Below are 12282 nucleotides of genomic sequence, written 5' to 3'. Positions count from 1 at the left end.
CCCCTCTCCAGGGCTCTGGGTCAGAGCGCCTCGCTCAGCGAGTCAGCCAGCCGGCGTCGTGCCGCCCGTGTGGCCGGCAGTGTCGCCGCCCCCACCGCACCCAGCACCGCCCCGACGATCACCGTCAACAGCATTGGCAAGCCCGGCAGGTGGGCGATCCCCGCGCCGATCCCGCTCGACGCGCCCTGAGCATCCACCAGCCACCTGCCGGACAGAGCGCCCACCGCCGTCCCCACCAGCGCGGATACGAGCGCGGTCAGACCGGCGGCCGTCATGATCATCGCGCCGATCTGCCGAGGCGTCAGCCCGATCGCCTTCAGCGCGAGCAGGTCGCGGCCCCGGTCGCGCACGCCCGTGCCGATGAGCGTCAGAAGGTCCGTCAGCCCGATCAGTGCCAACACCACGACCAGGGCAGCGGTCACTCCGCGTGCTGGTTCCAGCCGGTCGCCTGGATTGGGCGTCTCCCGGATCTCCAGCGTTCCGCCTGCCGCGACGGAGAGCGTGCCGCTCACCGCACGGGGGTCCGCCCCGTCGCGCAGGACCACAGCGTGGAACTCGGGCCGCAGCTTCGGATCACGCTCCCGCAGCGCGTCGACGGTCGTGGTGATCACCCGGCCGCCGGATTCGGGTTCGATGGTGCGGCCGACGAGGTGCAGGATCTGCGGCCGTCCCGCGACGGTCATCCGCACCCAGTCGCCGACCCGCACCCCGAGGAGATCCAGCAGCCCCTGCCCGGCCACGGCCTCGTCCGAACCGCGGACCGCACGCCCTTCCACCACAGTGGAGGGGAACGGGCTCCCGGCCGTACCCAGCCCCCGCAGCGTGATGGTGCCGGTCTGCCCCGGCACGAGCGCCGCCATCTCCACGCCCGGATGGACCGCGGCGATGCCCGGGATCGCCTCGAGGGTTTTGACCAGCTCCGCGTCGGAGGGCCCGGCAGGCTGCTCGGCCCGTACGGTCAGCGCCGCGGGCAGTCCCATCTGCGCGGGCCGGCTGCGGAACTGGTCCAGCGTGGACCAGGCGACGAGCGCGACCGTGATCAGCGCCAGGGGCAGGGCGAGCCGGGCCACCGATACGAGCGTCCGGGCGCGTCGGGGGAACGCCGCGCGCCATCCCAGGACCAGGGCCGGCGAAACCCGTATCCCGAGGGCCCGCCTGCCGAGCGCGGTCATCGGCGCGGCGGACGGCAGCGCCGCCCGGGCCACCGGTACCGGCGGTACCCGTCCGGCCCGCCAGGCCGAGAGCCCGGTGGCAGCCGCGATCAGCAGCACCGCGCCGCAGGGGACGCCGATCATCAGCGCGGTGTGGCCGGGCAGGCCCTGCCACACCGCCGCCGCCTCCCCGATCCGCCCCGGTATCCGGGCGCCCAGCAGGGCGATCGCCGCCGTGCCGAGGGCGACGCCGATGAGCGCGAAGGCCAGGTGCTGGACGAGGAAGCCGCGGGTCACCTGACCGGGGGTGAAGCCGACGGCCTTGAGGACGGCGATGTCCCTCAGCTGGCCGCGGACCCGGGCGCCGATCGCTCCCGACGCGGCCAGCGCCGCCGTCAGCAGTGCGCCGAGCCCGAAGACGGCGAAAAGCTGTCCGAGGAGACGGTCGTCGCCGCCCGCCTCGGCCCGGGCCTGCTGCCACTTGGTGACGCTCGCCACCCGGTCGGCACCGAGGACGGTCACGGCGCGCTGGACCATGAAGTCGGTATCGTCCGGATCCCTCAGCCGCAGCCCCACGCTCTGCCCGGTGTCTCCGTGCGCGATCTCGTCGAGGGTGCGGGGGAGTACCCAGCCGGTGCCGCCTCCGCCGCCCGGCTGGTAGCGGGGCTCGGCCGCCTCGGCGATCCCGCTCACCTGCAGCGCGTGTGGGGCGCCGTCCGGACCGGTGATCTGCACCGTGTCGCCCGGCCGGGCCCAGAGCGCCTGCGCGACCGAGGCTTCCAGCACGACGGTGCCGGCCCGGGCAGCACCGTCCGGTGGGACCAGCCAGCTGCCCGCGGTGACGAGGGGCCGCCCCGTCTCGGGGGCCACCACGGCTGCGCGCAAAGTCACCCCGGCCCGCGCGCCGCGCGACTCGACGGTCGTCGCCGCCGTGCGGAAGGGACCGGAGAGTGCGGCGACCCCGTCCACGCCCGTCAGGGCCGCCGTGTCCGCCCCGGCGCGGGTGTGCAGCCAGATGTGCGCGCCCTGCGACTGGTTGAAGATCCGCTGCCACGGATTCGCGGCGTAGCTGAACAGTGCGCCGGCCAGCAGGAGCGAGGCGATGATCCCGGCGCTGGCCAGCACGACGAAGAGCGCTTCGCCGCGGCGTGCACGGAAGTCGGCGTGTGCCCAGCGCAGAGTGGCCCGCACGGTCACTCCTTCAGTTCGAGTACACCGCGGACGCCGTCGGCCGGCTCGCGGCGACCGCCGCCGAGCTGCGCGTCGTCGGCTATGCGCCCGTCGAAGAAGCTGACGACGCGGTCGGCCGCACTCGCCATCCGGGCGTCATGGGTGACGATCATGATCGTCTGGCCGCGCTGGTGGAACCGGGAGAGCAGCCGCAGTACCTCACGCGTGCCCTTGCTGTCGAGGCTGCCGGCCGGTTCGTCGGCGAGCAGCAGCGTGGGGTGGTTGACCAGCGCGCGGGCGAGCGCGACCCGCTGTTGTTCGCCGCCGGACAGCTCGCCGGGCATCGACCGCTCGCGCCCTTCGAGGCCGAGTTCGGCGAGCAGTTCGGCGCGGGATTCACGGGCGGCCTTCGGGGAGGCGCCGGCGAGCAGGGCGGGCAGTTCGACGTTGTCGGCGACGGTGAGGTTGGAGACCAGGTTGAAGAACTGGAAGACGACGCCGATGCTGCGGCGCCTGAGGACCGCCCAGCGGGCCTCGCTGTACCCGTCGACCCGCTCCCCGGCCAGCCACAGCTTCCCGCGGTCGGGCCGCTGGAGGCCGCCGATCAGGTGGAGCAGAGTGGACTTCCCGGCCCCCGACGGCCCGGTCACGGCGACGAACTCGCCCGGCCGGACGGACAGGTCCACCCCGCGCACGGCATGCACCGGAAGGCCCTCGCCGTAGTGCGTCTTCGTCAGGCCCTCGGCGCGCACGATGGGCACGGCAGGAGCGGTGGTGTCGTCGTCGCTCACTCCAGCTCCTCCTGACAGCGTTCCAGCCAGTCGAGGTCGGCCTGCAGATGCAGCATGGCCCCTTCGATCAGCAGTTGGGAGATCTTGTTGTCGCGGTCCTCCGCCGCGGCCAGCTTGGACAGGTCCCGCATGGTGTTGAGGTACTGCCGCCGCTGCTTGTTGATCAGCGCGACGGGGTCGGCCAGACCCGACTGCGGTGCGAGCGCGAGTTTCATGAAGAACTCGTCCCGTACGCGAGGCTCCTCAGCGGTGTCCTCGAACCAGGCCAGCACGGCCTCGCGCCCGGCGTCCGTCAGTTTGTACGTGCGCTTGTTGGGCCGGCCCGACTGCTCGACGTCCTCGCCTTCGATCAGGCCGCTCTTCTCCAGCCTGCCGAGGGTGACGTAGATCTGGCCGACGTTGGGCTGAGGGTACGCGGCGCCCAGGAGCTTCTCAAGGTCCTGCTTCAGCTCGTAACCGTGCGCAGGGCTACGGGTGAGGAGTGCAAGGAGCGCCAGCCGCACTCGCTCCCCCTCCTTCCCGCTCCGTAGTCAACGGTTCACTCTGCACCGGACGGAGTTGGTGCCGGCATCCGTCCCGTCTGCCTGGGCGTCTAGTATCGCCCATGCCTAACGGGTATATATAGGCCGTGATGGTCGGCGGCGCAGCCGGATCATGTACTGGGAGGAATCTATGCGGTGGATGCGTGCCGCGGGTAGAGCTCTCCTGGTCGTGGCGGTGGTGCTGGCGGGATACGCCGGTTTCGGTGTCCACGCCGATGCCGGTGCCGACGTGGCATCCGGGGGCCGCGGCCCCCTGACGCTCGCGACGGCGGGAGACCTGACCGCCTACCTCTCCCCCCTGCTCGACGACTGGAACCGCGACCACCCCGGCGAGCACGTCACTCTCGTCGAGCTGCCCGACTCGGCCGACGAGACCCGGGCCCAGATGATCAGCGAACTGCGATCGGGCCGCGACCGGTTCGACGTACTGAACATCGATGTCGCCTGGACGTCCGAGTTCGCGGCGGCCGGATGGATCTCCCCGCTCGCGCGTGACCGCTTCCCGCTGGACGCCTTCCTGCCGCCGGTCGTCGACACCGCGACCTTCGACGGCCGGCTGTACGCGGTTCCGTACGTCACGAACGCGGGGCTCCTCTACTACCGCAAGGACATCCTGGACCGCGAAGGCGAGCAACCGCCGCGCACGTGGGCCGAGCTGGTCCGCCAGGCACGCACGATCGCCCCGAAGTACGGACTGGACGGCTACGCCGGACAGTTCCTGCCGTACGAAGGGCTCACCGTCAACGTCACCGAGGCCGTGCACTCGGCGGGCGGATCGATCCTGCGCGACGACGGCGCGCGGGTGAGCGTGGACTCCGACGCGGCGCGCGCCGGACTGCGGTTCCTCGCGGACGGTGTGCGGGACGGCTGGATCCCGCGCGACGCGCTCGGGTACAAGGAGGAGGAGTCGCGGCGGGCGTTCCAGGACGGCCGGCTGCTGTTCCTGCGGAACTGGCCGTACGTGTACGCGGACGCCGGCGGGGAAGGGTCGAAGATCGCGGGCAGGTTCGGCGCCGTGCCGCTCCCGGGACCCGACGGGCCCGGCAGCAGCGTGCTGGGCGGCTCCAACCTCGCCGTGAGCAGTCATGCGCGGCATCCGGCATCGGCGGCCGACCTGATCTCCTACCTCACCAGTGAACGGGTCCAGCGGAAGGTGCTCACCCAGGGTTCGCTGCCACCGGTGCGCGCCGCGCTGTACGAGGACCCCGAGCTGATCCGCGCGTATCCGTACCTGCCCACGCTCCGCCAGAGCGTGCTGTCTGCGGTGCCGCGCCCGAAGAGTCCGAGCTACGACCAGGTGAGCCTCGCCGTGCAGGCCGTGGCGCAGGACGTGATGGCGCTGCGCCAGACCCCCGAGGAAGCCGTGGCGCGGCTCGGCCGCGAACTGGGAACCATCTCCCGCAAGGGCTGATCCCCCGCTCACTCCGAGGGCCTCTACTTACATGTTAAGTAGAGGCCCTTTGTCATTGCATCTGGGCACTTGGGCACAAACTACCCCAGCTTTCCGCAGTTTCCGGACACACCGTTGACACCTTGCATTCCCTGCTACTTAACATGCATGCATAACAGCGCACCGACTCGGAGCGCTCTCGCATTCAGCAGAAACAGGTCGACGCGAGATGCTCAGCACCCTTCCGGCCGACATCGGCCACCCCTCCCGCACCGCCACCACATCCGCACCCTGGTGGCGTGACGCGGTGATCTACCAGGTCTACGTCCGCAGCTTCCTCGACAGCACCGGCGACGGCATCGGCGACCTGGCCGGCGTACGGGCCGGGCTGCCGTACTTGAGGAAGCTCGGCGTCGACGGCCTCTGGCTCAGCCCCTTCTATCCGTCGCCGCAGCACGACCACGGCTACGACGTCGCCGACTACTGCGGCGTCGACCCCGTCTACGGCGACCTGGCGGAGTTCGACCGGCTGGCGGCCGACGTACGCCGGCTCGGCCTCAAGCTGCTCCTCGACATCGTCCCCAACCACTGCTCCAGCGAGCACCCGTGGTTCCGTGAGGCACTCGCCGCGCCGCCGGGCACCGCGCCGCGCTCCCGCTTCCACTTCGCGCCCGGCCGCGGCCCGGACGGGGCGCAGCCGCCCAACAACTGGCGCGCCATGTTCGGCGGCCCCGCCTGGAGCCGGACCACCGAGCCCGACGGCACCCCCGGAGAGTGGTACCTGCACCTCTTCACGCCCGAGCAGCCCGACCTGAACTGGCGCGACCCGGCTGTGGGCGACTACTTCGAGCAGGTGCTGCGCTTCTGGCTGGACCGCGGTGTCGACGGCTTCCGCATAGACGTCGCCGCGGGACTGTTCAAGCACCGCGATCTGCCCGACTCGGACGACCCCGGAGCCGACGAGCGCGCCCGCGACGCCGTCAACCAGCTCGCCTGGAACCAGCCCGAGGTCCACGACGTGTGGCGCCGCTGGCGCTCCGTCTGCGACGAGTACGCCACGCGGGACGGCCGCGAACGGCTGCTGGTCGGTGAGGTGTCCGTACCGACCGCACGCGAACACGCCGAGTACGTCCGCCCCGACGAACTGCACCAGGCGTTCTTCTTCGACCTGCTCAGCGCGCCCTGGGACGCCGACGCCTTCCGGGCGACGATCACCGAGGCGATACGCGACATCGCCGGCACCGGATCCACCGTCACCTGGGTCCTCAACAACCACGACCAGGTGCGCACCGTCACCCGCTACGCGGGCGAGCCCGGCGTGGAAGGCAGCGGACTGGGAGCCGCCCGCGCCCGCGCCGCCGCCCTCCTGATGCTCGCCCTGCCCGGCGCCGCCTACGTCTACCAAGGCGAGGAGCTCGGCCTTCCCGAGGTCCTCGACCTGCCCGACGACGTCCTCACCGACCCGATCTTCCACCGCACCGGAAGCCGCAAGCACGTCCGGGACGGCTGCCGCGTACCACTGCCCTGGTCCGGGCACGCCTCTCCGTTCGGCTTCAGCCAGGAGGCGGCCGGAGCCAAACCCTGGCTGCCGCAGCCCGCGTGGTTCGCCGAGCACGCCACGGACCGTGCCCTCGCCGACACCCGCTCCTTCTGGCACCTCTACCGCGACGGTCTCCAACTGCGGCGCACCCTGCCGCAGCTCGGCGACGGCACGCTGCGCTGGCTGGACGCGCCCGCGCAGGTGCTGGCCATCGCCCGCGGCGACGGCCTGGTCTGCGCGGTGAACTTCGGCGCGGAGCCGGTGCCCGCCCCGGTCCCGGGCACTCCGCTGCTCGCCAGCGGACCCTGCCCCGACGGGGTGCTCCCCGCGGCCACCGCCGCCTGGTGGACGGGCGAGTGCCCGGTCCGGTGACCCCCCTGCCCCTGACTTCCCCTCCCCGAGCGAATCCCCTCCAAGTGCAGCCGAAGGCCACCCGGTGGCCCCCGCGCCCCCTCGAAAAGGACCTCATCATGCGACGACCCGGCAAGACCACCCGACGGACCACGGCCACCGCCACCGCGGTCCTCGCCCTCGCCCTCGGTACCACCGCCTGCGGCGGCACCACCGGGCCCGCGAGCGGCGGTGAACTGGCCGGCCAGACCGTGACCGTGGCAGGCGTCTGGACCGGCAGCGAGCAGAAGAACTTCAAGAAGGTCCTGGACGCCTTCACCGAGAAGACCGGCGCCACCACGGTCTTCGTCCCCTCCGGCGACAACGTCTCCACCTTCGTCGGAAGCAAGATCGAGGGCGGCAACGCGCCCGACGTCGTGATGGTTCCCCAGGTGGGCGTGCTCCGGCAGTTCGTGCAGGAGGGCTGGCTCCAGCCCCTCTCCGACCAGACCGCCAAGACGGCCGGCTCGAGCCTCGCCCCGGTGTGGAAGAACTACGGCACCGTCGATGGCACGTACTACGGCCTGTACTTCAAAGCCGCCCACAAGTCCACCATCTGGTACGCCCCCGAGACCTTCGCCCAGGCCGGCGTCAGCGAGCCCAAGAGCTACGCCGACCTGCTGAAGGCCGGCCGCACCCTCGCAGACTCCGGCCGCCCGGCCTTCGCCATAGCCGGCGAGGACGGCTGGACCCTCACCGACTGGTTCGAGAACATCTACCTCTCCCAGGCCGGTCCGGAGAAGTACGACCAGCTCGCCCGGCACGAGCTCAAGTGGACCGACGATAGCGTCGTCAAGGCGCTGACCACCCTCGGGGAGCTCTTCAAGGACAAGCAGCTCGTCGCCGGCGGTGCCCAGGGCGCGTTGGCCACCGACTTCCCCACCTCGGTCGAGCAGGTCTTCGGCCCCCAGCCCAAGGCGGCCATGGTCTACGAGGGTGACTTCGTCGGCGGCGTCGCCAAGGACCAGTTCGGCAAGCAGCCCGGCAAGGACGCCAAGTTCCTCCCGTTCCCCGCGGTCGACGGCGGCAAGGCGCCCGTCGTCAGCGGCGGTGACGCGGCCGTCGTCCTCAAGCAGGGAAAGAACGGCAAGGCCGGCATGAAGCTCGTCGAGTACTTGGCCGGCCCCGAGGCGGCCGAGATCTGGGCCGCCTCGGGCGGCTTCCTGTCCCCGAGCATCCGCGTCGACATGGCCTCGTACGGAGACCCCGTCACCCGCAGCACCGCCGAGTCGCTCATCGCGGCGGGCGACTCGATCCGCTTCGACATGTCGGACCAGGCCCCGGCCGCGTTCGGCGGCACCAAGGGTGCGGGGGAGTGGAAGCTCCTCCAGGACTTCCTGCGCGACCCGTCGGACCCCCAGGGCACGGCAGCGAAGCTCGAGGCCGAGGCCGCCAAGGCCTACGGGAACTGAGGCGGCTCCCATGGCTGACACCGTGACCGCCCCCGCCCCCGCCGCCGCCGACGCGCGGCGCCGGGCCCAGCGAAGGAAGCGCCGCCTCGCGGTCGTCTTCGTCCTGCCGGCGCTGCTGCTGCTCGGCGCGCTGGTCGTCTACCCGGTCCTCTTCTCCTTCGGCCGCAGCCTCTTCGACGCCGGCGGCGAGCGCTTCGTCGGAGCCGCGAACTACGCGGCGATCATCAACGACCCGGCCACCCTGAAGGCGATCCGCAACAGCACCATCTGGGTCGTCGTCGCCCCGACGCTGCTGACCGGACTCGGGCTGCTCCTCGCCGTGCTCACCGAAAAGGTGCGCTGGGCCACCGCCTTCAAGCTGGTGCTCTTCCTGCCGATGGCCGTGTCGTTCCTCGCCGCGGGCATCATCTTCCGGCTCGCCTACGAACAGGATCCGGCGCGGGGCGTGCTCAACGCCGCCGTCGTCGGCGTCCACGACACCTTCGACGACGCTGCCGCCTATCCGACGGCCCGTGCCCGAGAGGACCAGGGGCTGACCGGCGGGGCGGGCGGCCCGTACAGCACCGAGGACACCGTACGCCCCGGCCATTCGGTCAGCCTGGGCTTCGTCGGGGTGGCACCCGACGCGATGCCCGCCGGCGCCAAGGCCGCGGCCGCCCCGGCGCCCGGCACGCAGGCAATCGGGGGAGTCGTCTACCTCGACTTCGCTCCCGGCGGCGCCGGCACGCCGGGCAAGATCGACCCGGGGGAGAAGGGGCTGCCCGGCATCAAGGTCGAGGCAGTACGGGACGGGCGGGTGGTCGCGACCGCCACCACGGCCGACGACGGGTCGTTCCGCTTCACCGGGCTGGACGACGCCGAGTACACCCTCGGGCTGCCCGCGGCCAACTTCAAGGCCCCCTACAAGGGGGTGAACTGGCTCGGGCCGGCGCTGGTGACCCCGGCCATCATCGGCGCCTACCTGTGGGTGTGGACCGGGTTCGCGATGGTCCTGATCGGCGCCGGCCTCGCAGCCATCCCACGCGACGCGCTGGAGGCCGCGCGGATGGACGGCGCCACCGAGGGCCAGATCTTCCGCAGGATCACCGTGCCCCTGCTGGCACCGGTGCTCACCGTCGTCTTCGTGACCCTGGTGATCAACGTGATGAAGGTCTTCGACCTCGTCTACATCATCGCGCCCGGACCCGTCCAGGAAGAGGCCAACGTGCTGGCCACCCGAATGTGGCTGGTCTCCTTCGGCGGCGGCAACGACCAGGGTCTCGGCAGCGCGCTCAGCGTGGTGCTCCTCCTGCTGGTCGTCCCGGCGATGGTCTTCAACATCCGGCGCTTCCGAAGGAGTGGAGCATGAGCGGCCAGAGCACCATCGAGCGCCGACCGCCCCGGCGGGCGGCGGCCGTCCGAGCCTTCCCCGCGCCGACCGCGCCCGGGCCGCGGCGCAGGAGCTGGCCGGCGCGCCTGCTGAGCAACAGCGTCGTCCAGGGCGTGCTGATCCTGGTAGCCCTCGTATGGATCACTCCACTGGCGGGCCTGTTCCTGTCCTCGCTGCGCTCCGAGCGGGACAATGCCTCCGACGGTTGGTGGACCGCGCTCGCCGACCCGTCCCAACTGTCCCTGGAGAACTACAGCGCCCTGCTGGAGGACTCCGGAATCGCCGCGGCCTTCGGGAACACCCTCCTGATTTCCGTGCCCACCACCGCCCTGGTGGTCGCCATCGCATCCCTCGCCGGGTACGCCTTCGCGTGGCTGGACTTCCCCGGCCGGGACGGCATCTTTCTGCTGGTCGTCGGACTGCTCGTCGTACCCGTGCAGGTCGGGCTGCTGCCCGTGGCCAAACTCTTCGGCGCGGTGGGACTGTTCGGCACGATCACGGGCGTCGTCCTCTTCCACGTCGCTTACGGGCTGCCGTTCGCGATCTTCCTGCTGCGCAACTACTTCGCCGAGATACCGCGCGAAATGCTGGAAGCCGCCCGCATGGACGGCGGCAGTGAGTGGCGGATCTTCTCCCGGCTCGTGCTGCCGCTCGGCCGTCCGGCCATCGCGAGCCTCGCGATCTTCCAGTTCCTCTGGGTCTGGAACGACATGCTCGTGGCGCTGCTCTTCGCGGACAGCGACTCCCAGCCACTCACGGTCGCTCTGCAGTCCCAGATGCGGCAGTTCGGAAGCAACATCGGCGTCCTCGCGCCGGGAGCGTTCCTGTCCCTGGTGGTCCCGCTGATCGTCTTCTTCGCGTTCCAGCGGCACTTCGTCCAGGGCGTGATGGCGGGATCGGTGAAGTAGTTTCTTCGATGCCGACGGCTGATGCGGCGAGGTGGCCGGCCTCGCCGACTGGGTCGCCCCCCGGGTCCGCGTAAAGGAGCGGTGGTGGCCCTCAACGGCGTCGCCGCACAACGCCTGCGGGGATCCGGCGGCGGCCCCGCAGCATGGGCTGGCAGCACTGGACCTGGATCCCGGACGGCCGAACGGTCGAGGTCGGCACTACCGGCCAGACCTGCGCCTGGAGGCGCCATGCAGGCCGTCTCCCTTACTCACGGGTCTGCTGCGCGCCCGCCCCACGGGAGCCGGGGCGGGTGCGCACGCCGTCTGCCATCGTCCGAGGCAGGCACGGAGCCTGCCGCCGATCCGTCACCGGGCGGCATCACCGGCCGGCAGCTCCTGGATCGCCCTCGGTTTCCACGGCCAGGCGCCCTCGCAACAGCCGGCGGCCTCGGAGGGGAAGTGCCCGCGGGCCGCGCGTTCTCCGCCGACTGGCTTGGGGTCTGCGCGAAGTGCGCGCGCTGTCCCACCAGGGTGCTGAAGACTCGAGATCCAGACTCGTGAGGGAGGCGACGGGCGTGGTGAACGGTGTCAAAGGAGAGGGTGTCCGCCCTGACATGTGGTTGCTGCTGGGACCACGGCAGTACAACCTCGGCTATCCGGAGGAAGACGTCTGCGCCTTCCGCGACGCGTTCGGGCCGGAGTCCGTCGTCATGTACGACCGCCTGGTCATGGGCGTCGACGGCGGGCAGCTCGTCCTCCGTGACCTCGAGGGCCGACCGGTACGGGCCCCGAGCGTCGTCTATCCGCGCCTTGACGCCGATGTGGACTGCGGTCTTTCGCTCGTGTCGCATCTGGAAGCCATGGGGAGCGTCGTCTTCAACTCCGTCGAGGCGCGGTTGAACTGCGCCAACAAGTTCCGCCAGCTCCGCTTGCTCACGCTTGCCGGGCTGCCGGTCCCCGACACCTACTGCTCCGTCCATGCCGCGCTGCCGGACGTTGCGAACGCGGGAGTCCCTGACCCGTGCGTGGTCAAGGCGGTCCATGGCAGCGGCGGTAGCCGCGTCTTTCGCGCGACCCGGGAGATGCTCGAGGATCTCCACGGCAGTCTCCGGGACGACGTCCCGTACGTCCTGCAGCGCTACCACGGGTTCCGCCCGGGCCGTGACCTGCGCGTGGTCGTCGTCGACGGCCGCGCGGTGGCTGCGAAGGTGAGGTCCAGCATCAAGGGCTTCAAGTCGAACGTGGCGCTCGGCGGCACGTCGGAACCCTGCCTTGGGCGCTATCCCGAAGGGGAGCGGCTCGCCCGCCGGGCCGCTGCCGCCGTAGGAGCGGACCTGGCCGGGGTCGACCTCCTCTTCGAGTGCGACGGCACGTTCACGATCTGCGAAGTCAACACGGCTCCCGGCTCGAAAGACCTGCCGCAGGTCACGCCCGCGATCATCGCGGCGTGCGCGACACGGGTGGCTGAGACAACTCAGCGGGCCGGCCTGAGGGTTGTACCGTAATCGGTCTTTGTGGGGGCAGGCAGGGTCGCCGGAGTGTTGGCGGTTCCCCGGTTCCCCGGTTCCCCGGTTCGCGGCGAAGCGACGTCGTCGGTGCCCCTGGCCGGCCCGGAGCCTTCCGAGGTGTCCGTCAGCACC

At 71.3% G+C, this 12282-nt stretch carries 9 protein-coding genes; 6 read left to right on the top strand and 3 right to left on the bottom strand.

Translation table 11 applies throughout. From position 1 onward, the window contains the following. Positions 1-20: 20 nt before the first annotated feature. Genes ACIPUC_RS01615 through ACIPUC_RS01605 form a run of 3 tightly spaced genes read right to left on the bottom strand, consistent with a single transcriptional unit; the run spans position 21 to position 3615 of the window. A complete protein-coding gene (locus ACIPUC_RS01615) occupies positions 21-2342 on the bottom strand; it encodes an FtsX-like permease family protein (RefSeq protein WP_446586167.1) in 2322 nt (773 codons plus the stop codon). 2 nt (positions 2343-2344) lie between these two features. Continuing rightward, a complete protein-coding gene (locus ACIPUC_RS01610; RefSeq protein WP_446586166.1) occupies positions 2345-3112 on the bottom strand; it encodes an ABC transporter ATP-binding protein in 768 nt (255 codons plus the stop codon). Beyond that, a complete protein-coding gene (locus ACIPUC_RS01605) occupies positions 3109-3615 on the bottom strand; it encodes a PadR family transcriptional regulator (RefSeq protein WP_189743464.1) in 507 nt (168 codons plus the stop codon). The genes ACIPUC_RS01610 and ACIPUC_RS01605 overlap by 4 nt, the downstream gene beginning before the upstream one ends. A 169-nt stretch (positions 3616-3784) precedes the next feature. On the opposite strand from ACIPUC_RS01605, the gene ACIPUC_RS01600 reads away from it, so the two are divergent. The 6 genes from ACIPUC_RS01600 (at position 3785) to ACIPUC_RS01575 (ending at position 12147) form a co-directional block, all read left to right on the top strand. Beyond that, a complete protein-coding gene (locus tag ACIPUC_RS01600; RefSeq protein WP_446586165.1) occupies positions 3785-5065 on the top strand; it encodes an ABC transporter substrate-binding protein in 1281 nt (426 codons plus the stop codon). 208 nt (positions 5066-5273) lie between these two features. Then, a complete protein-coding gene (locus ACIPUC_RS01595) occupies positions 5274-6956 on the top strand; it encodes a glycoside hydrolase family 13 protein (RefSeq protein WP_446586164.1) in 1683 nt (560 codons plus the stop codon). 98 nt (positions 6957-7054) lie between these two features. Further along, positions 7055-8386: an ABC transporter substrate-binding protein gene (locus ACIPUC_RS01590; RefSeq protein ID WP_446586163.1), complete on the top strand. Its 1332-nt coding sequence runs from the start codon at positions 7055-7057 to the stop codon at positions 8384-8386. A 10-nt stretch (positions 8387-8396) separates the two neighbouring features. Further along, complete coding sequence (locus ACIPUC_RS01585; protein WP_446586162.1) at positions 8397-9734, top strand: ABC transporter permease subunit; 1338 nt, start codon at positions 8397-8399, stop codon at positions 9732-9734. Beyond that, positions 9731-10663, top strand: a complete 933-nt coding sequence (locus ACIPUC_RS01580; protein WP_446586161.1) for a carbohydrate ABC transporter permease — start codon at positions 9731-9733, stop codon at positions 10661-10663. The genes ACIPUC_RS01585 and ACIPUC_RS01580 overlap by 4 nt, the downstream gene beginning before the upstream one ends. Positions 10664-11256: 593 nt before the next feature. Continuing rightward, the gene (locus ACIPUC_RS01575) at positions 11257-12147 is read left to right on the top strand and encodes an ATP-grasp domain-containing protein (RefSeq protein WP_446586160.1); all 891 of its coding nucleotides are present in this window, start codon (positions 11257-11259) and stop codon (positions 12145-12147) included. The last annotated feature ends 135 nt before the right edge of the window (positions 12148-12282 follow it).

The organism is Streptomyces sp. LARHCF249 (assembly GCF_052871255.1).
Note: the sequence above shows the minus strand (reverse complement) of the source record. Positions and strands in the feature narration are given on the sequence as shown.